19 protein-coding genes and 1 pseudogene are annotated in these 23776 nt (G+C 40.4%); 6 read left to right on the top strand and 14 right to left on the bottom strand.

The window, feature by feature from the left end; all coding sequences use genetic code 11:
- Window positions 1-84: 84 nt before the first annotated feature.
- The 3 genes from BM126_RS18870 to BM126_RS18860 all read right to left on the bottom strand — a co-directional run bounded on the left by BM126_RS18870 (window position 85) and on the right by BM126_RS18860 (window position 3563).
- On the bottom strand, window positions 85-921 hold the full coding sequence (locus tag BM126_RS18870) for a MerR family transcriptional regulator (RefSeq protein WP_090990976.1): 837 nt from the start codon (window positions 919-921) through the stop codon (window positions 85-87).
- Between the two features lie 31 nt (window positions 922-952).
- Window positions 953-2122 carry an MFS transporter gene (locus BM126_RS18865; RefSeq protein ID WP_090990975.1) on the bottom strand — a complete coding sequence of 390 codons (1170 nt, stop codon included), beginning with the start codon at window positions 2120-2122 and terminating at the stop codon, window positions 953-955.
- 181 nt (window positions 2123-2303) lie between these two features.
- A complete protein-coding gene (locus BM126_RS18860) occupies window positions 2304-3563 on the bottom strand; it encodes a CYP152 family fatty-acid peroxygenase CypC (protein WP_090990974.1) in 1260 nt (419 codons plus the stop codon).
- A gap of 602 nt (window positions 3564-4165) precedes the next feature.
- Between BM126_RS18860 and BM126_RS18850 the strand changes: the two genes are divergently transcribed.
- Entirely contained in the window at window positions 4166-5047 is an 882-nt protein-coding gene (locus BM126_RS18850; RefSeq protein WP_090990972.1) for an SMP-30/gluconolactonase/LRE family protein, read from the top strand.
- Between the two features lie 42 nt (window positions 5048-5089).
- On the opposite strand, the gene BM126_RS18845 is transcribed toward BM126_RS18850, so the two are convergent.
- Window positions 5090-6067, bottom strand: coding sequence for a ring-cleaving dioxygenase (locus BM126_RS18845; protein WP_090991042.1), 978 nt, complete (start codon window positions 6065-6067; stop codon window positions 5090-5092).
- Between the two features lie 310 nt (window positions 6068-6377).
- Between BM126_RS18845 and BM126_RS18840 the strand changes: the two genes are divergently transcribed.
- Together BM126_RS18840 and BM126_RS18835 are read left to right on the top strand one after the other, a co-directional pair.
- Window positions 6378-7088 (top strand): SDR family NAD(P)-dependent oxidoreductase, encoded by a 711-nt coding sequence (locus tag BM126_RS18840; protein WP_090990971.1) that lies wholly within the window; start codon window positions 6378-6380, stop codon window positions 7086-7088.
- A 28-nt stretch (window positions 7089-7116) separates the two neighbouring features.
- A pseudogene (locus BM126_RS18835) lies at window positions 7117-7499 on the top strand (MerR family transcriptional regulator).
- 363 nt (window positions 7500-7862) lie between these two features.
- Here BM126_RS18835 and BM126_RS18830 read toward each other — a convergent pair.
- The gene (locus BM126_RS18830; protein ID WP_090990970.1) at window positions 7863-9026 is read right to left on the bottom strand and encodes an iron-containing alcohol dehydrogenase; all 1164 of its coding nucleotides are present in this window, start codon (window positions 9024-9026) and stop codon (window positions 7863-7865) included.
- Window positions 9027-9133: 107 nt separating this feature from the next.
- On the bottom strand, window positions 9134-10009 hold the full coding sequence (locus BM126_RS18825; RefSeq protein ID WP_090990969.1) for a LysR family transcriptional regulator: 876 nt from the start codon (window positions 10007-10009) through the stop codon (window positions 9134-9136).
- An 837-nt stretch (window positions 10010-10846) separates the two neighbouring features.
- On the opposite strand from BM126_RS18825, the gene BM126_RS18820 reads away from it, so the two are divergent.
- The gene (locus BM126_RS18820; protein ID WP_090990968.1) at window positions 10847-12208 is read left to right on the top strand and encodes an arsenic transporter; all 1362 of its coding nucleotides are present in this window, start codon (window positions 10847-10849) and stop codon (window positions 12206-12208) included.
- 27 nt (window positions 12209-12235) lie between these two features.
- Window positions 12236-12904 carry a DUF2642 domain-containing protein gene (locus BM126_RS18815; protein WP_090990967.1) on the top strand — a complete coding sequence of 223 codons (669 nt, stop codon included), beginning with the start codon at window positions 12236-12238 and terminating at the stop codon, window positions 12902-12904.
- A gap of 552 nt (window positions 12905-13456) precedes the next feature.
- Here BM126_RS18815 and BM126_RS18810 read toward each other — a convergent pair.
- From BM126_RS18810 to BM126_RS18775, 7 genes are all read right to left on the bottom strand, one after another.
- Window positions 13457-14017 (bottom strand): AAA family ATPase, encoded by a 561-nt coding sequence (locus BM126_RS18810; protein WP_090990966.1) that lies wholly within the window; start codon window positions 14015-14017, stop codon window positions 13457-13459.
- Between the two features lie 143 nt (window positions 14018-14160).
- Window positions 14161-15027 carry an alpha/beta fold hydrolase gene (locus tag BM126_RS18805; RefSeq protein WP_090990965.1) on the bottom strand — a complete coding sequence of 289 codons (867 nt, stop codon included), beginning with the start codon at window positions 15025-15027 and terminating at the stop codon, window positions 14161-14163.
- 110 nt (window positions 15028-15137) lie between these two features.
- Window positions 15138-16103, bottom strand: a complete 966-nt coding sequence (locus tag BM126_RS18800; RefSeq protein ID WP_090990964.1) for an MBL fold metallo-hydrolase — start codon at window positions 16101-16103, stop codon at window positions 15138-15140.
- Window positions 16104-16224: 121 nt separating this feature from the next.
- Entirely contained in the window at window positions 16225-16665 is a 441-nt protein-coding gene (locus BM126_RS18795) for an SRPBCC family protein (protein WP_090990963.1), read from the bottom strand.
- Window positions 16666-16715: 50 nt separating this feature from the next.
- Window positions 16716-17219 (bottom strand): YfiT family bacillithiol transferase, encoded by a 504-nt coding sequence (locus BM126_RS18790; RefSeq protein ID WP_090990962.1) that lies wholly within the window; start codon window positions 17217-17219, stop codon window positions 16716-16718.
- Between the two features lie 801 nt (window positions 17220-18020).
- Window positions 18021-20405, bottom strand: coding sequence for a phosphoketolase family protein (locus tag BM126_RS18780; protein WP_090991041.1), 2385 nt, complete (start codon window positions 20403-20405; stop codon window positions 18021-18023).
- Between the two features lie 202 nt (window positions 20406-20607).
- Window positions 20608-21273, bottom strand: a complete 666-nt coding sequence (locus BM126_RS18775) for an HAD family hydrolase (RefSeq protein ID WP_090990960.1) — start codon at window positions 21271-21273, stop codon at window positions 20608-20610.
- A 783-nt stretch (window positions 21274-22056) separates the two neighbouring features.
- On the opposite strand from BM126_RS18775, the gene BM126_RS18770 reads away from it, so the two are divergent.
- Window positions 22057-22887, top strand: coding sequence for a methyl-accepting chemotaxis protein (locus BM126_RS18770; RefSeq protein WP_090990959.1), 831 nt, complete (start codon window positions 22057-22059; stop codon window positions 22885-22887).
- 306 nt (window positions 22888-23193) lie between these two features.
- On the opposite strand, the gene BM126_RS18765 is transcribed toward BM126_RS18770, so the two are convergent.
- Entirely contained in the window at window positions 23194-23754 is a 561-nt protein-coding gene (locus tag BM126_RS18765; protein ID WP_090990958.1) for a cysteine hydrolase family protein, read from the bottom strand.
- Between the last annotated feature and the right edge of the window lie 22 nt (window positions 23755-23776).

Below are 23776 nucleotides of genomic sequence, written 5' to 3'. Positions count from 1 at the left end.
CTGATCAGTCATTTCAAAAGACTCGATTTATACTAACAAGCGTTGATATAACCCAAAAAGCCGATTCATAGAAATCGGCTTCGATTAATCAATTACCTGAATTTTCATCTCAACGATATATTCTTCACTTTGATTTGGTGAGTAATGGCTCGGTGAGAATACCTCATATATATCACTGATTACTGTGAAATGGTGAGCCTCAATATGAGAAATCAGCTTTTTCAGGCTTTTAAAATAGCTTTCCGGCGAGTAAATAAAGGCAATACATACATATTTCCCGCCTGGAATAGAGGATATTTCCACATTCTGAGGAAGAGATAATTCTTGTTTGGCTGTTAATACCGGCATAAACAATTTCATATATCTGATTTCTTCAGCCTGCACATATGGCTGGTAGGAGAAAATAGCACCCTCCCCATTGTTCAGAAATCCATCAATTGATTCTATTGTATGTTTAAGTTTGCTGTAAAAAGCATTCAGAAATTCCTTCTGTGAGATCCCGTCCGCCTCGACCTGGATAATACGCATTTCCTCTTCTTCGAGAACAGATACTTCACCCAGTACCGGATAGTCCTTCTGCCGCTGCATTCTTTTTTTCACATTTGCAATGTTTTGTTCAATCTCCAATAAGTAATCTACCTTTTCCCGCACAATCTTCTCTTGTTCTGTAAGAAATGTAAATAGTTCCTCCGTCTTTAGTTCCTGGGCTTTTTTCATTTCCTCTAATGGTGTTCCAATATACTTGAGTGATTTAATCAGGTCAAGGCGATATAGCTGAGAATCCTTATAGTAGCGGTAGTTTGTGCCGGGATCCACATAGGAAGGTTTAAACAAATTGATCTTATCGTAATAACGGAGGGCTTTAATCGATATGTTCGCAAGCTTTGATACCTCGCCGATTGTATATAATGTTTCTCTCAATATGGCCGCCCCCCTAATTTCCTCTTCAAGGCTAATTTGTACTGTAGGTATGCTCCTTCTTTTTCCAAACATACGTTAACCCAATTCCCGCTGTTAAGAATGCCGTTGCAAAATAGAATGGGTAATTTAAGTCAATATCGAATAAAATGCCGCCAATGGCTGGGCCAAAGACATTGCCGATGCTAGTGAACATCGAGTTCATGCCGCCGACAAATCCTTGTTCCTTGCCGGCAATTTTGGATAGATACATTGTAAGTGCAGGGCGCATGATATCAAAGCCAATGAACACCGTTACTGTAACAAGCAATATGGCCATGTATGAGTTTACGAATGTCAGCAGGACAACAAGGGCAGTTGAAAAAATCATACTATAGCGGATAAGACGGATTTCTCCAAGCCATGCTGTTAAGCGGCCAAATAAAGACAATTGGACGATGGCTCCCGCAATGGCGCCGCCCGTAATAATTATGGCAATGTCCTTGGGTGTAAAACCGAATTTGTGATCAACAAATAAGGAAAATAACGATTCAAATGAAGCTAAACCAAATGATGAAATAAAAATAATTAGAAAAGCGGTAAAATATAAAGGAGAGAAAATTCGCTTCAGCTTTCTTTCTTGTCCTGCTTTCTCCTCGTTTTCAGGATTTCTTTCTGGTTCTTTTAACGCAATCATGGTTAACACGGCGGCAACAGCCCCAAGGCCTGCTGCAAAAAAGAATGGCAGGCGAGTGCTGATATCCCCTAAAAACCCGCCTATTCCAGGGCCGATAATAAAGCCTGTTGAAATGGCTGCAGACATATATCCCATTGCTTTTGGACGTGTTTTGAGTGTGGTAACGTCTGAAATAAATGCCGTTATCGCCGGCATGATGAAGGCTGCACCTGCTCCGCCAAGCATACGGGAAAGGAACAGCACTTGTGATGTTTTTCCGATTCCAAATAAAAACTCTGAAGCGCTGAAAATAAGCAGGCCAATAAGAATCATCTTTTTCCTCCCAAACCTGTCAGCCCAATGGCCTGAAATGGGAGACACAATTAACTGGGTTAATGCAAAAGCCGATACCATGTAACCGACTGCCGCGCCGGATAAATGCAGTTCATTCATAATCTTTGGCGTTACAGGTATAACAAGGCCAATGCCTAAAAATGCGATGAATAAATTTAATAATAAAATAAACATTGTTGAGTTCTGTTTTTGCATGATGCTTCCCCTTTATCTTACACTGATATCTTTCAATATAAAGTCTCCCCTTAGGGCAGAGTCAATATATTTGCAAAAGAATCTCAGCCAGCACTTTATGATGGTATGTCAAAAAGCCGGTTTACCTTAATAAGGAATCGGCTTCTTGGATCCATCATGTATTTTTTTGCTGAATTATGAATTATAAGCGGCGCTTAACCTGACTGAGCACAACTTTACTCTCAGGAACACTTGGCATCTTGACCATGCTGTAGCTCAAATCCTGGGCAGGAACCGTGTACTCCAGGTTATTCACAAGATAATCCAGACTCGTCTTCAGTACCTCAACCGTAACCCATTCGCCTGCACAGCGATGTCCCATAAAATAATCGCCTCCTCCCTGAGGTATGAAGCTGAAGGGGCTGCTTTCCCAGCCAGCGAAACGCCCGGGATTAAACACATCGGGACTGTCCCAGATTTGCGGGTCATGGTTTGTTCCATAAAGATCCAGCAATGTTAAGGTGCCTTCTTCAAATTTATAATCTCTCCAGATAAAATCTTTTTTTACCAGTGCTGCAGCAAAAGGAAAAAAAGGATAAAAGCGGCGGACTTCCTGTACAAACATTTGCGCATAGTTTTCATTATCGGATCTAAGCTTTTCCTTTTCATCCGGATAATGATGGACCGCCAGCACAAGGAAGTTGATGAATACAGAAATAGCCACAATTGGCCGCAAAATATTAAGCACCTCCACCGCCGCGGTTTCAGTATCCAGAAGGTTCCCTTCCAAGTCCTTATGCCAGGAAAAAGTATGAAGAGCAGTACCTTCCGGAGGATTCACCTTCCCCTCGCGAACCTTTTCAACAAGCTCTCCAATCCACTTCTCAGCATGGTTGCGCGAATGCCTTCCCTTCCAATGGGCAGGACCAGCTGCCGCTGCAGATTCATACATGGCAGCCAAATCCGCGGCCAGCCTTTTCTCTTCTTCCTCAGGAACGGTAACCCCTGCCCAATGGCATGCAGTCCGGCACATTATTTTCTGTGCTTCTTCATATAGCAGTACTTCATCCATTCCTTCCCAGCTATGTGCGGCCAGCTCCCACTGCTTTGTGACAATGCGTGTCAATTCACTTATTCTATCAGGAGACATAAGGGACATGAACATGGCCTTCCGGTGCTTATGGTCCTGCCCATCAAGTCCCTGAACACCATTTTTTCCAAATAAAGTTTCCTTGGCGCGATTAGGTGCAGCCCCCTCTCTCTTAAATTTTTCAGGATCATAAAATATTTCTGCCGCTTCCGCCCCGCCCATACAAATGGCTTTCTGCCCAAGCAGCCGTGTTTCAAAAATATCAGACTTCATGCTGTAGCGCTTGTTCAAAATGTATGAATACCCTTCCTTTAATAAGCCCAGCGTATGATCTAAACCGCTGTCCCTTGGCAATTGGCCGTTATTCGGCATGAATATCAGCTCCAATGTATATTTTTCTTCTTCTAAGTTATTCCCATCTTCATTCCAAAAGGAAACACACAATGTACATTGAATTATCAGGAGAAAATTTAAGAACCAGAGCCCTGTACAGTTTATGCCTGGTGAATTTGTGGAAAAGTGGGATAGGCGAATTTTTGATACGCTATGGACATCGCCGTATGCATCTGCAGCTATATAGCGGACACAAGGCTATGTATGTTAATTTTGGACAAGCGATGGGGTGCGCTGCTGCAGCTCCCGGAGAGGCAAAAAAGCCGAATTCTACAGCACGGAGCCAAAGTGAATGTGAGATGCATTGAATGTTGACGTACCGGTAATTATAGAAAGGCTCTTTTCTTAAAGATTGTTGTTTTTTAAATTTATTATTTAAGACGTTCCCATTGTTAAGTCAGGCTAATTGGAGCGTAAGATGCGAGACTCCTGCTTAGATTAGCAGAACAGGTAAGACCCTTCGGAAAGCGAGCAGCCTGGAGCGGAAATCAACCACTTTGTTTCATAGCAACAAAGGTTACGAAAACAGCTTATAGAAAAGATTGTGTAATAAATTTTAAAATTGGCGGAGGGATTTTAGTATGCCGGAAAAAGCAGAATTGGTATTTGACGCAAAAGCCGTACTTGGTGAGGGGCCTTGCTGGGATTCGGAGAAACATCTTTTGTATTGGGTTAACATTGAAGAGAAAAAGGTATGTATTTTCGATCCAGCTGCAAATGAAAACCGCGAAATCCAGCTGGAAGAGCGTGTCAGCGCTATTGTTCCAAGAACCAGTGGCGGAGCAGTTATCACATTAGAAAACGGGTTTTATTTTTTAGATTTGGAAACCGCAAAAATTTCCCGGATCAGCGAACCTGAAATCCATTTGACAAATAACAGATTCAATGACGGAAAATGCGACAGCAAAGGCCGTTTTTGGGCTGGAACCATGGACATGTCGGACAATAAGGAACAAGGTGCTCTTTATTGCTTGGATACAGATCTCAGAACAATAAAAAAGTGGGATAAATTAAGCTTATCAAATGGATTGGCCTGGTCTCCCGACAACAAATTTTTCTATCTGATTGATACGCCTACTAAGAAGGTGCTTCGCTTTGATTTTCATATTTTAACAGGCGGGATTGAAAATCCGATTGAGATTATTGATTTTCCGGACGATCAAGGAATGCCCGATGGAATGACCATTGACGAAGAAGGCATGCTTTGGATAGCCCACTTTGGAGGTTCCAAAGTATCCAGGTGGGATCCGCAAACTGGAAAACCATTGTCCTCAATTGAGATTCCAGCGCTGAATGTCACTTCATGTACCTTTGGAGGAAAAGATTTAAGTGAATTATATATCACGACAGCTAGAGAAGGCATGAACGATGAACAGCTGGCAAAGTATCCTTTGTCAGGAGGATTATTCAAGGTAAAAACTGGAGTTAAAGGTCTTCCAGCACAAACTTTTAATGACAAATAAAAAAGCGGCGGAACCTCCATTTACGGATTCCGCCGCTTCTTTTTATTCTTTCACAAGTTCCTTCGTGCTTCTTACAGTATCAATTGGACGCACCATTGCTTCAATTTCTTCGCGTTTATTTTCGAGAAACGGCGGCAGGGACAATTTTTCGCCAAGCGTTTCGTAAGGTTCGTCTCCCATGAATCCGGGGCCGTCTGTAGCAAATTCAAAAAGTATCTGCGGTGCGACTCTCGCGTACAATGATTCGAAGAAGTGGCGGTCCACATAGCCTGATGTATGGAATCCGAAGCTTTCCATACGAGTGATCCATTCTTCTAAAACAGCGCGGTCTTCTACCCTGAATGCTGCATGATGTACGGTTCCGAAGCCCTGCTGTGCCTGTGGAAGAACATTATTATGTTCAACGATGACCGATGCCCCGTTTCCTCCCTCGCCTACTTCAAACAGATGGAATGAGCCTTCTTTAGCGATTTCTTTGAACATTAAAACCTTTTCCATCATTTCCTTGAAGTAATCAAACTGGGCGATGCGGACAAAAATCGGCCCAAGGCCAGTAATGGCATATTCTAAAGGGATTGGACCCTTTTGCCATGGTATGCCTGCTTGTACCCCTTCATTTTTCTCATCTGAAATCAACTGGTACTGCTGGTCATCAAAGTCTGAGAATGAAATCACCTTTTTGCCGAATTGCTCCTTAATGCCCGTGTGCCCGACCTGAAGACGGTCAAAACGTTTTACCCAGTAATCCAGTGCTGCATCACTTGGTACGCGGAAGCCTGTTTTTGAAATCTCATTCGTTCCATGTATGCCTTTAGGGATGCCAGGGAAATCAAAAAATGTCATATCTGTTCCAGGTCCGCCTACATCGTCCGCGAAAAATAAATGATACGTTTGAATGTCATCCTGGTTGACCGTTTTCTTTACCAGGCGCATGCCCAGCACATATGTGAAAAATTCATAATTCTTTTCTGCACTGCTGGTAATAGCTGTAACGTGGTGTATTCCTTTTAAATGATTCATCATTGCATTCCTCCATTATTTTGTCTTAACCTGTATTCCTTCATAATTCCCTGTTTACAGAAGCACAAATCATTTTATCTATTTTCAATTCATATATCTTTAATTCGAGATAATAATATCACGCCATCCAAACTCTGTCAATCAATTGATAAGCATGTAAATTGCCTAAAAGCTGCTTATTATATTCCCGCTGTTTGGAAACTATGTTGAGGAATACTATATTCTTTCCGTCAAACAAACTACAAAAAACCCTTGACCTAAACCTGGGTATAGGCTATATCTTTTCAATATAGAGATTGGAGGAATAACCATGACAAAATTTGCTTTTGTAACAGGCGCTAATAAAGGGATAGGGTATGATATCGTCCATCAATTAGCTAATAATAATTTTCATGTATTTTTAGGAGCCCGCAGTGAAGAACTCGGACAGGAAGCTGTAAAGTCATTAGGGCTTTCAAATGTTTCGTTCATCCAAGTTGATATTTCCGATACACAGTCGATTCAAAACTCGGTAAATCAAATTCTCGAAGTAACAAACCACTTGGACTTACTAATCAATAATGCCGGTATCTCATTAGATCTTCATACTTTGCCGAGTGAATTAAAGTTAGAAACACTGCGCCAAGCATTCGATGTTAACTTCTTTGGAACCTTCCAAATGATACAGGCTTTCATGTCATTAGTAAAAAAAGCTCATAGAGGTAAAATTGTTAACGTAACTACCGATATGTCTTCACAAACAATGTTTGATAACGGAGAAGTCGCCCCAATCAATGCATTAGGCTATAATTCTTCAAAAACTGCCCTCAATGCTTTAACATTAGCCTTTGGGAAAGAATTTGGTTCAGATGGCCCTGAAATATTTGGCGTTACACCCGGCTTTACCACAACCGATCTTAATGGAAACGCACCAGGCGGCAATACAACGGCAGAAAGTGCACATATCATTACTGCCTATGCATTAAGCGACAAAAGTTATAACGGAAAAATACTGGATAAGAACGGAATTATCCCTTGGTAACACAATAATCCCTGTAAGGAAGACTGCTATGAATTATACAATCGGGCAAGCTGCAAAAATAAATCAGCTAATCATTTCTCGGGTTGCGCTACAATGATAATAAAGGTTTGCTGCCTTTTCTTAAGAGAAACGAAAAGGGAGACCGGATTTTTGACGAAGGCGCCCTAAAGTTTCTTGAAATGATTTTATTTTTAAAACACACGGGAATGCCAAAAAATCAAACAGTTCATTGAATGGACAATGAATGGGGATGAGGATACACTTCCTCAACGATTAGAAATGATCAAGCAGCTAGAAAGCAGCATCCTTCAGCAAATTCGCGAAACACAGGAAAACCTGAAGAAGATTCAGCAGAAAGTTATAAAATATGAACATGAAATGGCTATAAAAGACACTAATAAATCTTTATAAAAGGCTCTTTTCTTAGAGATTGTTGTTTTTTAATTGTTCTGTGAAGCGAACCTGTTGTTAAACCGGGTTGATTGGAGTGTAAGGTGCGAGACTCCTGTGGGATTAGCGGGAAGGTGAGACCCCGCAAGCATTGCTTGTGAGGCTCACCGCCCGCCCCACGGAAAGCGAGCATCCTGGAGCGAAAATCAACCCCTTGTTCAGGCAGCAACAAAGTTTACGAAAACAGCCTTATAAAAAAAGGTTAAAGAACTGCTGATTGAAGATGGATTAGTCAGGTGCGATCAGCAGGAGTGCCAGGAACCTTTTACGGATCCGGCAAAAAAAGGCCAAACGTTCATGCTAAACGTTTGGCCTTTAGTATGATTATAGAGATCTTTTTAAAATATCACGGACACTGGCATGGTCCATTTTTTTATACATTCCCACACCTGGCTTGATAAAGGTTTTCTCTGTAATCGCATCAAATTCCTTATCATCAATCCCATAGTCGCGCAATGTGCTAGGAGCACCTATTGAATTCCAGAAATCACGCAGAGCTTTAGCGCCTTCCTTTGCCAGTTCATATTCGCTTTTTCCTTCTGGTGAAATTCCAAAAACATTAACAGCCAGCTGTTTTACACGGGAAGGATCTTCTTCAAGAACATGCTCCAGCCAGTTTGGGAAAAGAATCGCCAATCCGCCGCCATGGGGAATATCATAAATCGCAGAAATTGCATGTTCGATACGGTGTGTTGCCCAGTCTCCCCCATCTGTTCCGTTTGCAAGAGAACCATTGAAAGCTGTAGTGCTGATATACATCATTGTTTCTCTATGCTTAAAGGAATGGAGGTCCTCAAGCAATTTGGGAGCCGTTTCGATCGCTGTTCTCAAAAGCGATTCGATAAAGCCGTCAATCATTGGTGTGTTTTCTGTACGGTGGAAATAACTTTCCAGTGCATGCGACATGCTGTCCACAATGCCATAAACGGTCTGGTCACTCGGAACGGAAAATGTGTAGCTTGGATCCAGGATTGAAAAAGCAGGGTACACAAGCATCGAGCCCCAGCCCAGCTTGTCTTTTGTTTCCCAGTTGGTAATAACGGAAACATCATTCATTTCAGAGCCGGTAGCAGCAAGTGTCAGAACAGTCCCAAAAGGAAGAGCCTCAGCAATGGGGGCTTTTCTCGTAATCAGCTCCCATGCATCTCCATCATATTTAGCACCTGCAGATATTGCTTTGGTACAGTCAATTACACTGCCTCCCCCGACCGCCAGCAAGAAATCGATTTTTTCTGTTTTACAGATTTCAACCCCTCTATGTACAGTGGATAAACGGGGATTGGGTTCAACACCCGATAACTCAAACACATTCGCTTCCATTTTTTCAAGTTCAATGATGACCTCATCATACACACCATTTTTTTTAATACTTCCGCCTCCGTATACAAGCAGAACGTTCATGCCTTTTTTAAGTTCCGCTGATAATTGCCGGACTTCTCCCTTGCCAAAATATAATTTTGTCGGGTTATATTGTAAAAATGTATTCATTTCAGCACCTCATTATAAATAGATTGCAGTACCATTCTAGCACAGACAAGATAAGGCTAATTATTGATACTTATTGATATCAACTATCAATATTATTGATAATACAGCTATCTCTTTAGAAGTCCGATTAATTGATTCAGCGGCGGAGACAGCCACTTTTTCCTCTGGTAAATAATTTGGGTATATAATTTCGCTTGCTCATGATGAAATGGCAGCTTTACCACCTTGCCGCTCCTGATTTCGCTTTCCACTGCAATCTCAGGCAATATAGCAATCCCCAGATTATCCGCGACACACTGCTTGATGGCTTCCAGGCTGCTAAATGAAATAACAGATTTCGGCTGCACACCTTCCTTTTGAAGAAGCTGCTCCAGCAGCACCCGGTACGGACATCCTTCTTCTGTCAGTATAACGGTTTCCTCACAAAGCTCCTTCAAATCCATTTCATCCAGTGTCTGCAGCCGATGGTCCGCCGCTGCCACCATGACAAGCCTTTCCTCGCGAATTGGTATCGTGGTCAGCTCATGATGCTCCCTGTACCGGTCCAGTATGATGCTGATATCGAACTTACCCTCAAGTGTTCCTTCTGTTAAATTCGGACAAAGGCCAGCTTCCAGCAGAATCTTCAATTCCGGATGCTTTTCTTTAACCTGCTTAATGTAAGGGGTAATGAAATATGCAGCAAGCGACTCTACCGTCCCGATACGCAGCGTCCCTCTAAGATTGCTTTCCTTAGATAGTTTTTCTTCGGCTTCCTCAGCAAGGGCCAGAATTTTATCAACATAATAATAGAGCTCTTCACCAGACAGTGTCAGCCGCATCCTTCCCCCAGCCCTTTCAAAGAGCCTGACCCGGTAATGCTGCTCCAGCTTCTTAATTTGGGTAGTCACACTGGACTGGGCATAACCAAGCGTCTCACCAGCTCTGGTATAGCTCCCCCATCTAACAACTTCCTTAAAGGTATAAAAATAGTTTAAATCCACAAAGTTCCTCCCATATGTTTTTATTACAAAGTACCGCAGGAGTATTATAGATAAAATCGCAGGATTGCACAAACCGGGGAAGTCTGCTCTCAGTAACAGACGGCATGCATCCTGTTTTTATCATTCCTTAATTTAATCAAACGTTTGATTAAATTAAGGTGAACCCTTGTCTAGACTGCATTTTCTGCATAAGCTGCCTGGCTAAAGAGACTATCACAGTCTACTCAACATTTACATTTGAACATTTAACCTTTTAATACAAGTTAGGAGCATAAAAAAATTTCGTGAGCTATGCTTTTGGATTGTCTTCTTCCCATTCTTTGCTTGAGCCATATTTGCTTGTTTCATTTTTCATTTTATACTTCCCTCATTTTTTACACCCTGGCCTGTGTTTGCATGATTATTAGTCTTGTAAATATTGATATAAGTCTTGAGGCCATCTTTAACATGTCTGAAGAAACACTATCTTTTTGTTTATTTATTATGTTCGTCTTTTCCGTGCTTAACACCCCTTCCCAGTGATTCACCCTCACATCAATCACTTTATTCCTATCTATTTTTAGGTGCTGTAAATTATTTTAAAATTACAACCACATTAGTGAGTTCCGAGTTCCTATTGTCTTACTTACATTCCAGTTCCTTTATAGACTCATGCGGAATTATGTAAAAACGGGTACAAACCTAAAGCCTGTCTTATTCGCGATACATATAAATATAGGACAACATTACAAGAGGGACAGATGGATGGGGGGGACAAGAGCGGACTTACTTAATGAGGAGGTGTGGCCGTCTCGGAGAAACATAAAGGAAAACTAGCTGGATGAAAGGAGAACAAATATGATTCATCTAACCGCCTGGATAACCATATTAACTTTTTTGGTTACCCTCGGATTTATTCTATGGAGACCTAGAGGGATAAATGAGGCCATACCTGCTGCAATTGGTGCGATTATCATTGTGATTAGCGGGAGTGTTTCAATATCGGACCTGGCTATAATAGCCGGCACTATAAGTGGTGCAGCTATTACCATTGTGGCGACCATTGTCATGGCAATTGTTTTAGAAAGTTTTGGTTTCTTTAATTGGATGGCAGAAAAACTTGCTGCCAAAGCAAAAGGGTCAGGGATTCGCTTATTCTGGTATGTGAATCTTTTATGTTTTCTCATGACACTCTTTTTCAATAACGATGGCAGTATCTTAATCACAACCCCAATTCTAGTCATGTTATTAAATAACATGCGCTTAAAAAATCATCAAAAAATCCCTTATTTACTTTCAGGGGGTTTGATAGCCACTGCTTCTAGCGCTCCCATTGGTGTTAGTAATATTGTAAATCTAATCGCCCTGAAAATCGTGCACATGAGTTTGTACTTGCATACGGCAATGATGTTTGTACCTGCAACACTTGGCCTTCTATTGCTAGTCGGGCTCCTGTTCCTGAGATTTTACAAAGTTTTACCAAAGACAATTCCTTCTACAGTAACCGGGTTTTCACTTAAATCTTACCATCCGCTCAAAACAGGATATCCGCATACTTCGGAAAAAGAACGATCAAAATTCATGCGGAATGTTCTTCTATTTGTTTTTGCTGTACGGATCAGTCTCTTTGTAGCTTCATTTGTGAATATTCCTGTTTCCCTTATGGCTGTTATCGGCTCGTTTATCCTTTTAATATGGAGATGGGCTTATTTAAAAATACCTCCTGGCGATATGTTAAAAAAGACGCCGTGGTATATTATCGTTTTCGCCTTTTGTATGTATGTCATTATTTATGGTTTGAATAACATTGGTTTAACGGACTGGCTGATTGGATTCATGCGGCCTATCGTATCTGGAAGCCTGCTCCATGCGAGTATCATGATGGGTATCCTTCTTTCTGTACTCTCCAATATTTTCAATAATCACCCAGCCCTCATGGTCGGAACCCTCACGTTAACACATATGGACCTAGATCTGCTTTCCTTGAAAGTTGCCTATCTGGCAAACGTGATTGGCAGCGACATAGGATCCTTACTGCTTCCTATGGGAACGCTCGCTACATTGATGTGGATGCATATTGTTAGAAAAGGAAAAGTAAGAATCACTTGGTGGGAGTATGTAAAAGTTACGAGTGTTGTAATTCCGCCTGTTCTGCTATTCACTTTAATCGTTTTATATTATTGGGTTTTTTGGCTGTTTGGCGGAGTTCTTGAACGATAAGATTATTTCTAGAAAAGGAGAATTAAGATGCTGATAGATTTTGCAGATTTAATAGGGAAGAAAATTGAGGTGGAAATTTCTGGAGGTAATTTTCATATAGGAAACCTGCTAGATGCCGGGCTGGACATCATAGTGCTATACGATGGACATTCATTTATTTACATTCCAACGGTTCATATTCAGAGATTTAAAGAAATCATCAAAGAGGAGGAAGATACCTCTTATGATCCCCCTTCAGATAATCCGATTGAAACGGATACTATATCCTTTCGTAAAGCATTAACGATTGCTAAAGGCTCGTTTGTTCAGGTTTACGTGACAGGAAATAAATCCATCCATGGCTATTTAACTAGTATTATGAATGACTATTTTGTTTTTCATTCCCCTGTGTATAAATCAATGTTTATTTCGATGAACCATGTAAAATGGCTAATTCCATACCCGCCAAATACAACGCCGTATTCCTTAAAGAGTAAAGATCTGCCCCTAATGCCCAAAACCGCTCCATTAGCCAGATCCTTTAGTGAACAGTTGGCTAAATTTGAAAATCAATTAATTATACTAGATGGCGGGGACCACCCTGAAAAAATTGGTTTACTCCAAAAGATAAGAAATAACAAAATGATTTTGATAACAGCTGAAGGGGAAGCGGTGTATTGGAATGTGGAGCACATTAAAACGATACAATTGCCGTAACTATTTAGATTAATGATGCAGACTTTTTATATTCATCTCTAAACCACAGTCAACCAGGTACGTTATATTTAGTTTTATACACAAAATAAAAAAGTCCACCTTGTGTTTGCCAACAAACACACATCTGAAATAGTAAGAGGATACAAAAAAACAGAAAAAGAAAATTAGAGAACCAGCTTCACTTATAGAGTCAAGATATGAGACATATTAGTGCGGGCAGATAGCCTTGAATGCGCTATCTTCCGTTTGTATCTGAAGGTATCGTTGAGTAAGTTGAAACAGCCTCTGTCTGCTTTACCTTTACATTCAATTTCTTAGATATAATTGCAAATCTTTTCCTCAAAAATCCCTCTTTCCAATAAGTCAGCCGTGAACTGGCTGATTATTTTATTTTTTATTTTCCTCTGCTATAAATAAGGCTCTTTGCCCTTTTCCGTTCCCGTTTTGTACGACGCTTAGATGATTCTTAATTAGTTGGACTCTTATAATTAACCATACTTAATTAATGTAATCTTCCATCTGCTAAACTCCCGCAAAACGTTCCAGACACGATTACAGTCCAAACTCTTCCTTAATGATTTTAGCAGTTTCCTTTGGGCTCAAATTTGTATTATTTATCTTTAAATAGTTCCCCTTGTTAATTTCACCCTCAAAAGAGTTTAATCTGTACTTTTGCATGGTGCTCTTTAGATCAGCTTCAGAATTCTCAATATTCCTTTTTGTTGGCTTATGTTCAAGTCTATTGTGGCTTTTATTCCGCTTTAGCCTTTCTTTCAAATCAGCCTCTAACTCTACGTAATAAACACTGCCGCCCCGGGACTCAAAAATGGCACTGATTTTATTAACATAATCCCAGTCTGCCTGGAGGTCAAACGCCCATACATAAGTGAAAATCAGCCCATACAAATCACTTTTCGATACTTCCTCAAATATTTCCTGGCGGAATAGACTTACCAGCCTATTTCCTTCTTTCGTACCGTAGTCAAAAAAGGGATTCACTAAATCAATTGTCATATGGTTATGAAAAAGCTTTAAATCCGTTATATCCGCTAACTCTTGTCCTACGGTCATTTTACCAACTGCCTGAGGTCCAAATATCAGAACAAATTTCATACGCTCTCCTTTTTGCCGACAATATTCATTAAATACCAAGTGCTGAATCATACATAACAGCCTGTCAGCCAGACAATAAGGCACTGACATTGCCGGGGATGATTGAAAACAGTAAAATCTCTGTAAACCTTGAATCTATCCTTTTAATCACAGCTGCCTTCTGCACCCGATTGTTCAGCAAAACAGAATGCTTCAGTCATGTATTCTTTTACCCTTTCCAGCCAATCAATGATATGTAATGTAAACAGCCGGGACTGCTCGATTTGAAGATTGTGGCCAGCTCTGTCTAATACAGCAAAAGTTGATCTTGGGAATTTATCCATCAGTTCAATGGCATTTTGAAATCCGACAACAGAATCTTGTTTTCCCAAAAGAAATACACTTGGTTTTTCAAACAAGCCTTCATCTGGATTAAAAGAAAATCCATAATTGTCCTGTATCTTCGATAAGAAATCCTGATCTGCTATTTTGCAGCCGGATAACACTTCATTGGTATATCTAAGCCAGTTGTATTCATCCAGAACAACTTGATGACGGCTGAAGTCCTCTGCTTCCTCTTCCGTCAAGGTATCCATAAATTGATGATCTTTAAAGACAACTGTATGTTGGGGCAATATTCGATCTTCTTTTTCAGGAAAAATGACGGGACAAATAAACGCAGCACCTAAGATTTGTTTCTTCCTATTATTAATGATTGCTCTTGCTAGATAGCCGCCATAAGACTCCCCGGCAATCAGGAATGGCTGATCAGGTAGCATAGTCTCTATGAACAGTAATATTGCTTCCGCCATTTCATCTGAATTCCTTATATGACTGTAGTTTTCTGTTTTCCCCATCCCGGGAAGATCGATATAAATACGTCTCCACCCTGCTCTATCCTTAAAAACAGGCTCCATACAGCCCTTCATTAATCTGTGATCTGGAGAAAACCCATGAATCATCAAGACCGGAATGCCTTCCCCAATCTCTTCATAGTAAATATTCAATTGACCGACTTTGCAAAATGGCATAACTAACTCCCCCTTTTCATTATTTAGCTCCTGCATCATCTTTTATCAGCAGGTAACATTAAACTCCAGTAACTTTAAAGAATATATAATATATAACATATAACATATAGCTATCCCCACCAGGAGGTATTTGGATATTGCCCGGAAGCAAATAAGACTGTTTCACCGATTCTGGGTGTTGAAATGTCAATCTGATGTTTTCGTGCCGCCTTCGTTACCCTCTCAGCGGGATCTGTCCATGAGTGAAAGGCCAGTGTAAAAGCTCCCCAATGAACGGGAATTAACAGATTTCCGCCAAGATCAAGGTGAGCCTGCACGGTCTGTTCCGGCATCATATGAATTGCAGACCACCGCTCGTCATATTGCCCGCATTCGAGCAGCGTCAAATGAAAGGGACCGTATTTTTCGCCAATTTCCTTGAAATGAGGTCCATATCCGCTATCTCCGCTGTAGAAAACCTTAGTCTCCCGGCCGGCAATCACCCATGAACACCAGAGGGTTGAATCACGGTTAAACAAACCTCTTCCAGAAAAATGCCTTGCAGGTGTGCAAGCCAGTGTAAGCCCGTCCAATTTCAGCTCATCCCACCAGTTATGCTCGGTAATTTTCTCAGAAGGAACCCCCCACTTAATCAAGTGCTGGCGCACACCCATCGGCACAATCAGCCGCGGGGTCTTGTCCTTTAATTGGCGGATGGACAGGTAATCAAGATGATCATAATGATCATGGGATATAATGATTGCATCAAGCTCCACAAAATCATCAGGCTGCACAGGAAAGCTTCGAGTATACCGTTTTGTGCCTGCCCACGAAACAGGCGAAGGGCGAGAGCCGAACATTGGATCAAAGAGCAGCCTCTTGCCCTCCATTTCAAGATAAAAAGCCGAATGGCCGAACCACGTGACCCGGGGTGCATCACTGGCCGTGATAGACTCAGCCTGCTTAAAGGCCCGTGCATCGATGGAAGCGGCTGGCCTTCGCCCGGCTCTTCCTGACAATGAATCCCTTAACATGCTGAACATAGACCTGATTCCCATATTCATGACAGTTGGTATTTGATTTTGATATTTTTTCATGGATGATCTCCTATTCTTTTGTCATTAATATGTATCCATATTCCTAATTCAACTAAAATACGCCGCTCAGAAAAGTTTTTTATTTTTGTCTAAAAAGCCAAAAGACTTCATTAGGCGTTACCTAATGGATTAAAGATGCCCTTAAATTATTGATACCATTTTCCAAATAACCCTTCAAACAAGTTAACATGTATACCCACCCTTCTTTTTGTCCAATCATTTTGTTTACTATTTCAGGGTCATCTTCTCTCAAACCCGCTTCGTTTACTTCAATGATTGTACTCGTATCATCCAGCTTTTTTAGCGTAATTTTCACAATCGTTTCTTGGCCCCGGCCCCCCCAGGAGAACATGACTTTCTTATTCGCCTCGACTTCCAATACATTTATCACCACTTCTGCATTGTATTCATCGTATCTCCAAGTAATCGTCTTGCCTTGCTCCACTCTTCCAGTTCCTGATGAAAACCAATAATTAGACATTCTTTCAGGGTCTGCTATAGCTTCAAACACTTCATTAGCCGGCTTGAGTATTTTAAACTTCGCTGTTACTTGCGTATCCACGCTAAATCAACTCCCATTAAGTAAATTTTTGATTCTTCCATTTTTCTAACTTATATTATAGAAGTAATATGAGCAAGATGATGCCGGCCATGCCAGGCATAAATGCCTATATTTTCGGCAGCTGAAACTTTGCCGGATTCCGGATGGATAAATGTCTTTGCAAGATCTGCCGGACTTAAGCTGCGTAAAAGCTCTGTCCACCTAATATGCAAGGATTCAAGCAGGGATAATGAAACGCCAATGGGCAGCTTATAATCCGGAAGCTCCGCCCATTCCGCTTCATCATAAGGCTTGATGACAGGATTTACTTCCGTAAGGGCCAATTTAAAGCGGATATAGGCATTCATATGGCTATCTGCCAGGTGATGGGCGACTTGGCGGACTGTCCACCCTCCCGCACGGTATGGCGTGTCAAGCTGCACATCATCCATGCCACTTACAGAATCGCGCAATAAACCGGGTAAATCCTCAATCTCTTTTATCCATTGATCAATTACATCACTTGTAATCTCATCATTACATATAAATGTCCCTACTGGATATCTTGCATCCACCTGATACTCCTCCTTTATGATTTCCTGCAAAAGATAATTATCATGATTAAATTCTTTATTAGTTAGCTAAATCCTTCACAGCCAGGTAACTTAATCAAACTTGGAGCTTACGTAAGGAGATGAGATCTGAGAGCCAGAAGCGGAAATCCGCTACCTTGTTCCATACCAGAAGCATTTTTCAAAAACAGTCTATCAAATGAAAGATTTACGATTGATTTCATTCTTTTATGGAACAAAATAAAGCCGCCTAACAAGGCAGCCGGATCTTCTCCTCTGTTTCTATAAATTAAAATACTCTCGGATTCATTAACAGTACAAAAGTGATTGCCGTCATTAAGTCCAGTACAATTTTTGTATAATTCTTTTTCAAATAAATTCCTCCAAATCAGCATATTCATCTCAGTTGTTTCCCATTAAATTGGGAAATCCTTAAGATTTCCTTAAGTATGAGAAACTTGTCTGCTGATCTTACACTTCAGATGCTGGCTTCATACAATAATGGGTGAGATTCATAGAGTTTTAGCAGTACTAAGAAAAAAAAATCTTGATTCTATCATTATGGACGGCTGAAAGAGGCTTTAAGAATAGCCTCTAGCCTCTGTTAAAATGACCCGTTGATTTATGCTCCAGGACGTTATCGTGCCAAAGGCTTGCGCGCGGAAGTTAGTAATCTATGGAGAAGTCAAGGCGGGACTGTGCATTTGAACCAAAAAGTGCCTGATCCTGTTTTCAGGTTCAGGCACTTTTCTTGTGCATTGGAGCTTTTCATTAGTTATTTTTCATTGGGGTGAAGGATGTTAATCATTTAAGTTCCTTCCATTCCCAATCTTCCACTTCCGGTAAATCCTTACCTTCAGAACGAATATAATGGTAATGCTTTTCGAGCACTTCGTCCATTTCTTGAGTGATATGTGCCTTTGCCTGATCATCAGGCAGGTTCTGTACTGCCGTCTTGACCAAGCTGTAGCGATCCATCTCATTCATGACACGTATATCAAATGGAGTTGTGATATCGCCATTTTCACGATAGCCATGGATGTGTACGTTTCGATTTTGGCGGTCAAAGAACAAGTCTCTGATTAAGCCTTCAAAGCCATGGAATACGAAAACAACTGGTTTATCTTTTGTGAAAAAATGGTTGAATTCTTCATCTGATAATCCCCGGGGATCCAACCTTTGGCTTCTGAGTTTCAGTATATCCACCACATTGACAAAACGAATCTTCAGGTCAGGAAGCCGCTCATGCAATAAGCTGATTGCCGCTAAGCTTTCCAGTGTGGGTTCTGTTCCTGCAGCAGCAATTACAAGATCGGGTTCAGCATCGTTATCTGTACTTGCCCAATCAATTCTCTTTAAGCCCTTATCCACTAATTCCTTTGCTTCAGCAGCAGAAAACCATTGTGGACGCGGGTGTTTGGAAGAAACAATTAAGTTGATTTTTTGTCTGTCATTTAAAACTTTGTCAAAGACACCTAACAGCGTGTTTGCATCTGCTGGCAAGTACTCCCGTATAAATTCGGGTTTCTTGTCAGCCAAATGTCCCAAAATTCCCGGGTCTTGATGTGAATAGCCGTTATGGTCCTGCTGGAACACAGTTGAAGTTGAAACGATATTCAACGAAGGAATATCATCCCGCCACTTTTGTTCTGCTGATTTACGCAGCCACTTGAAGTGCTGTGTCAGCATTGAATCAACAACACGCAGAAAGGATCCATAGCTGGCAAAAAAACCATGACGGCCAGTTAAAACGTAACCCTCCAGCATCCCTTCAGCTTGGTGTTCGGATAATTGGGAATCAATGACACGTCCTTCAACAGCTAATGATTCATCGTTGGGACTGTTAATGGACGCCTCCCATTGCCGGTTTGTCACTTCAAATATAGGCGCCAGGCGGTTAGACATTGTTTCATCAGGACCGAATATCCTGAAGTTGCGATTATCCTGGTTTTTTCTTATTACATCTTTTAAATACTCACCCAAAACAGACATATCCTGGGCCGTTTCCTTGCCTGGAATGGTATTATCAATAGCATAGTCAGGGAAATTCGGCAAAATCAGGTCCTTGATGTGTTTACCCGCATTTGCGGCAGGGTTCATGGCCATGCGTTTATCGCCTTTAGGTGTGATATCCGCAATTTCCCGTATTAACCGGCCTGTTTCATCAAATAATTCCTCAGGCTGATAGCTTTTTAGCCAATCAGTCAATGCTTCAGCATATTCCATATTATTCTGGCTTACAGGGAGAGGAATCTGATGCGCACGGAATGAATTTTCAATCGGGTCTCCATCCCTTTCTTTAGGTCCTGTCCAGCCTTTAGGTGTCCGAAAAACAATCATTGGCCAGGAATAATCATCAGACATGCCAGATTCACGGGCATTAAGCTGTATTGCTTTGATTTCTTCAATCACTTGGTCCAGCACTTCTGCCATTTCTCCATGCATGTTATTAGGATCGCTGCCCTCGACAAAAAACGGTTCCCAGCCCATTCCTTCAAAATATTTGGTTAAATCTTCATCGTTCATACGCGATAAAATAGTTGGATTACTTAACTTATAACCATTCAAATGAAGAATCGGCAGAACAGCGCCATCATTTACCGGATTGATGAATCTATTTGAAAACCATGAAGCTGCTAATGGGCCTGTTTCCGCTTCACCATCGCCAATGACGACAGCAGCAATCAAGTAGGGATTATCTAAAATGGCTCCAACACCATGGGAAAGCGAGTATCCTAATTCTCCCCCTTCATGAATAGAACCTGGTGTGACGGGGGCCGCATGTGAGGCTACACCGCCAGGAAATGAGAATTGCCGGAACAGTTTTTTCATTCCATTTGTATCCTGAGAAACTTCCGGATAAATTTCACTATAACTGCCATCAAGGTATGAGTTGGAAACCATAACCTGTCCTCCGTGGCCAGGCCCTTCAATATAAAGCATACTTAAATCATACTTGTTAATTATCCGGTTTAAATGGGCATAAATAAAGTTTTGCCCCGGAATGGTGCCCCAGTGCCCGATTGGTTTTACCTTTATGTCAGAAGCCTTTAACGGTTCTCTTAGCAGAGGATTATCTTTTAAATAAAGCTGCCCTATTGATAAATAATTAGCTGCACGCCAATAGGCATCGAGTTTATCCATATATTCTCTAGAGGAATATTCATCCTGATTTAAATGTCGCTGCATCATGTTAAACACTCCTTATTTTCCATAATTCCTAAAGTTGTGTAACTTGGAGTTACACCTGAAACAAATCTTCAAAGGAAATCCCTTGAACATCAGCACTTACTATATACACCTACCCTATTTTCTCTGTTAGATTCCGATTTTTAATATTTCCTTTATACATTTTTGAAAATAAAAAAGGCTGCTTCAGCGGCAGCCTTTATCACTCAACCCTATTCAAATCAGGCAAAATTTCTTTTAGTTCAATTAAGTCATTTATTACATAATCAGCCTGTGCGAGTTCATCAGCTTGTGCAAAATCAAAATTGCATCCTATGGAAGTTAATCCATTATCTTTCGCCGCATTGATATCCGAAAGACGGTCACCGATCACCGCCGCTTTTTTTATATCATATTTTTTTATGATTGATTGGACTAAATCCCCTTTATTCAGTGTTGGTATTTGCTGAATACTGAAGGTTTCAGTAACCCACTTGTCTAAATGATAATAGCTCACGATTGCTTGTAAATATTTTATTAGCCCATTACTCGCTATGTATATTGAATAATCGTTTTCTCTCAGATAACGGAAAATCTCTTCAGTATGAGGATATAAAGCACCTTTCCCGCTTTTTATGTTGCCAACAAGCCTATCGAGAAAGTAAGCATCCGTTTGTTCTCTTTCTTCCTGTAAGTGATCAGGCAGCAGTGCTTCCCATACTTTCGGCAGCGGTATACCCATAATATTTCTGTATTTATCAATAGGAGTTCCTTCATTCCACTTATTTAATGACCGCAAATGATTAAATGTATCATCAAGTGATAGCTCCAATATTTTATCTGTCTGAAATAGTGTTCCATCCATATCAAAAATGACTGATTGAGACATCTTTTCCTCTCCTTTATAACTTAGAGTCCTAAATAAATGATAAGGGAATTGCTAATTATGACCAAAAAATGGTCAAACAAAAGTTAATATATTATCATCCTTCTTTTCTCTTACTTTATATTCCGCAACCAATATTTGAAGGAGATGAAAAACTATCAACTATTCAAATATAATTCAGATTAAAGTTTAAAATATATTAGGCTATTTCCGTAAACATTGTTGGTATGAAAAGGTGGTTGATTTCCGCTCCAGGATGCTGCTTTCCGCGGGGCAGCCGGTGAACCTCCTCGGCTGTTCTGCTCATCCCGCAGGAATCTCGCACCTTACGCTCCAATCAACCTGACTTGACAATGGGAACGGCTCACATAACAAATTAAAAAAACAACAATCTCTAAGAAAAGAGCTATAAATTAAAATTATGGCTATTAAACGTCTGATCGCTTTATTGAATTTGACATCCATTTTTTTCAGGACAATCTGCTGCTAATATACATGCTACAATATTGCAGTTTAATTTCATCTTATTCCCTTATTTAGTTTAAATTTACTTTACTACAAAATTGTAATATGAAAAAGGCCTAAAGATAGATTTAGATTCCTATTTTAATCAGGCACAATCAGGCACATTCACAGGGATTGATTCAGGATCAATTTCTGTAATCAAGATATATAGGTTATTCAGGACTAAATATAATTATTTAATAAATCTAAAAATAAGTTAGACTGCTAGGTAAAAAGTGCTAATATGTATATAGGTAATTATAACTAAAAGAGGTGCCGGCAATGACTAAAATAGAACAAGATACCAATATTCTAACCCCCTATATTAAAGCGCTTTCTATTGTTCACTCTATGCTGCCAGAACTATCGATCGGCTTGGCTAACACTGAGGAATGGCTGGTTTATTATCCTGGAAACAAAATCAATATTGGTTTAAAACCCGGCCAAAGAATAAATCCTAAGGAACCACTGGCGGATTGTATTAGAAATAACGAACGGATTGAACAAGACATACCGGAGGAGTTATTTGGTATTCCTTTTACTGGATTAGCAGCACCTATTTTAAATAATGGTGAAGTAATTGGTGCATTAGCCATTCAATTGCAAAAACAGAATGAAAGAGACTTGCGAAATATCTCTGAGCAAATAGTCGATTCTATCACACAGGCAAATCATAGGATCACTAACATCTCCAACAGTGCAGAAGGTCTGGCAGAAATTACTCATACACTTCTTGAGCAGTCAAATCAAGCTGCAAAAGAAGTACATAATACCGATGATGTCCTTTCTTTTATAAAAAGAATCGCAGACCAAACAAACCTTTTAGGTTTAAATGCTGCAATTGAAGCTGCCAGAGCAGGAGAAAAAGGAGCGGGTTTCGGTGTAGTAGCAAACGAAATAAGGAAACTTTCCAATGAGACAGTATCTTCTACAGAAAAAATCCGTACAATTTTAAACAACATCCAAAAGTCTATGACTGATATCACAGCATCTATTGACAAAGTAGTTCGAGTTGGAAATGCACAGGCAGAATCAACAGAAGAACTCTCTTCATTTATTGTAAAAATAGAAACAATGAGTAAGGAATTAAACAACTATGCTTTAAAATTATAATAATTTTAATTCTTCATGTTAACGCTTCATTTAGGAAGGATATAACAAGTTAGCAGCAGGTGAATAGGTTACCAATGCAAAAAGGAGGATAGTGTTTATCCTCCTTCCTGTATTGATGAATTCATCTATATGGATTTAACTTTTCTGTTATAGACATTTTCAACAGTCACATCTATGCCAAGTTTAAGCGGAATGCCTCTATAAATGTAACACCATAAACAGCTTCAATATATCGGCGAGAGTTCCAAATTGCCGGATGACTATGCCCCGTGAGGGCATGATCTTTCAATTATTTTACCAGCCGTATCAGCTGCGATAGCTGTCATGGGTTGGCTGGAATAATTCCTCTTCTGCTGCACGGACCACAGAAAAATTGTCAACATTATAATGGCCATGCAGAATTCTATTATGGTGGCTTATTATCTGTTCAGCAGACAAAATGGAAGAATCAGTGGTTGAATGTCCATCCCCGACAAGGGTAACATCAAACTGGTTCACTGTTGCCGTTCTGACCGCAGTGTCTATGCAATATTCAGTTGCACATCCCATGATAACAAGATGCCCGATTTCATTTTCCTTTAAATAGCCGAGAAGCGGCGTACTATAAAACGAATTGGTTGCTGCTTTATTAAATATTTTGGCAGCCGCCGGCACCTTGATTTCAGGGTGTATCTGAAAACCTGGCCCTTCACCGCCAGCCACATCTGTGTCTCTAATGAAGACAACTAATGCGTTTGATTCTTGTGCCTTATCAATCACCAAATTAATGTGATTAAGCAATGTTTCTTTATTGTGCACACTTTTATTTTCGTTATTTCCATCCACCAGCTCTTGTTGAACATCAATGACCAGCAACGCTTGATTCAATAGAAAAACTCCTTCCCCTCAT

The organism is Bacillus sp. OV322, from assembly GCF_900112495.1.
GTDB lineage: Bacteria > Bacillota > Bacilli > Bacillales > DSM-1321 > Peribacillus.
This window is presented reverse-complemented; position numbering and strand designations above follow the sequence as displayed.

Bases quoted from the DNA above. Each gene is read 5' to 3' on its own strand.
- BM126_RS18865 (WP_090990975.1), bottom strand. From the start codon at position 2,122: ATGCAAAAACAGAACTCAACAATGTTTATTTTATTATTAAATTTATTC.
- BM126_RS18860 (WP_090990974.1), bottom strand. From the start codon at position 3,563: ATGCCGAATAACGGCCAATTGCCAAGGGACAGCGGTTTAGATCATACG.
- BM126_RS18850 (WP_090990972.1), top strand. From the start codon at position 4,166: ATGCCGGAAAAAGCAGAATTGGTATTTGACGCAAAAGCCGTACTTGGT.
- BM126_RS18845 (WP_090991042.1), bottom strand. From the start codon at position 6,067: ATGAATCATTTAAAAGGAATACACCACGTTACAGCTATTACCAGCAGT.
- BM126_RS18840 (WP_090990971.1), top strand. From the start codon at position 6,378: ATGACAAAATTTGCTTTTGTAACAGGCGCTAATAAAGGGATAGGGTAT.
- BM126_RS18830 (WP_090990970.1), bottom strand. From the start codon at position 9,026: ATGAATACATTTTTACAATATAACCCGACAAAATTATATTTTGGCAAG.
- BM126_RS18820 (WP_090990968.1), top strand. From the start codon at position 10,847: ATGATTCATCTAACCGCCTGGATAACCATATTAACTTTTTTGGTTACC.
- BM126_RS18815 (WP_090990967.1), top strand. From the start codon at position 12,236: ATGCTGATAGATTTTGCAGATTTAATAGGGAAGAAAATTGAGGTGGAA.
- BM126_RS18810 (WP_090990966.1), bottom strand. From the start codon at position 14,017: ATGAAATTTGTTCTGATATTTGGACCTCAGGCAGTTGGTAAAATGACC.
- BM126_RS18805 (WP_090990965.1), bottom strand. From the start codon at position 15,027: ATGCCATTTTGCAAAGTCGGTCAATTGAATATTTACTATGAAGAGATT.
- BM126_RS18800 (WP_090990964.1), bottom strand. From the start codon at position 16,103: ATGAAAAAATATCAAAATCAAATACCAACTGTCATGAATATGGGAATC.
- BM126_RS18780 (WP_090991041.1), bottom strand. From the start codon at position 20,405: ATGCAGCGACATTTAAATCAGGATGAATATTCCTCTAGAGAATATATG.
- BM126_RS18775 (WP_090990960.1), bottom strand. From the start codon at position 21,273: ATGTCTCAATCAGTCATTTTTGATATGGATGGAACACTATTTCAGACA.
- BM126_RS18770 (WP_090990959.1), top strand. From the start codon at position 22,057: ATGACTAAAATAGAACAAGATACCAATATTCTAACCCCCTATATTAAA.